Here is a 1,106-nt window from a genome sequence, read left to right as displayed (position 1 = left end):
CTGGTCTTGTTTTCGGATATGATTGGGGCATGCAGGTTGAGGTCACCCCGGAAGAAACCGCTGTTCTGATCAGGTGGAAGAAACGTACAGACAATTACATGCTGGTGCGGATGAAAGCCGAAGCCATCCTGTACGCCTCCGAAGGAGTCGGGCTGGGAATCATCGCGAAAATGGTCGAGCGCAGCGAGAAAACTGTTCGGGAGTGGCTGGCCGACTGGCAGGCCAGCAGGATGTGCTCGGTACTCACCGGGCACGCGGGGAACCAGAATGCCGCGAAACTCACCCGCACCCAGAAAGAAGACCTCAAGACGGTTCTGGCCCAGCCGCCGTCCCGGTCCGGTATCGATGCCGAGTTCTGGGATGTTCCGGCCCTGCGTGACGTGGTGAAGATCTTGTTCGATGTGGAGTACGAGTCAGAGTCTTCGTATCAGTTGCTGCTGCGGTTCTGTGGGTTGAGTTTCAAACTGCCGGACCCGTTCGACAAGCACCGCGACGAGAAGGCCATCACCCGGCGCATGGCCGAAGTGAAGGCCCAGGTCTACCAGCTGTTGGAGGCCGGCTGTGAGGTGTACGCGGTAGACGAGGTGCGCCTGGAACACGAAGCAGAGACCAGAAGGATATGGCTCCCGCGGGGTCAGCGCACGAAACTGTACGTGGACCGGCAGAAGGTGTCCCAGTCGTTTTTCGGTGCCCTGTCCCTCACCGACAAGAAGATGCGGCTGTATCCGATCGAGGGGAACCAGAACACTGAACAGATCATTCTCGCTTTGGAACGGCTGCAGCGCGAAACCCGGACCGAGAAGATCGCGGTCGTGCTGGACAATGCTCGGTTCCATCACGCCAAAGCCCTCACCGGCCTGTATGAGCCGGGCCAGCTACTGGAACGCATCACTCCGATCTTCCTGCCGCCTTATGCGCCCGACCACAACCCTGTTGAGCACGTCTGGAACACCGCCAAAACCAATATCGCGAACATTCAGCGAGAAACCCCGGACCAAACTTTCGGAGCTTTCGCTTCATACGTCACTGGTCGTACCTTCGACTACGACTTCGAACACCTCCCCAAACCCCAACCAGAAACCGATCTTGTTTCATGACGGCCATAT

1 protein-coding gene is annotated in these 1,106 nt (G+C 58.0%); it reads left to right on the top strand.

Going from position 1 to position 1,106, the window contains the following annotated elements:
- Window positions 1-1,097 (top strand): IS630 family transposase (locus tag D9T14_RS13255; RefSeq protein WP_220668359.1); only part of this gene is annotated, 1,097 nt, incomplete at its 5' end.
- Between the last annotated feature and the right edge of the window lie 9 nt (window positions 1,098-1,106).

The organism is Propionibacterium australiense, assembly GCF_003666605.1.
Taxonomy (GTDB): Bacteria; Actinomycetota; Actinomycetes; order Propionibacteriales; family Propionibacteriaceae; genus Propionibacterium; species Propionibacterium australiense.
Note: the sequence above shows the minus strand (reverse complement) of the source record. Positions and strands in the feature narration are given on the sequence as shown.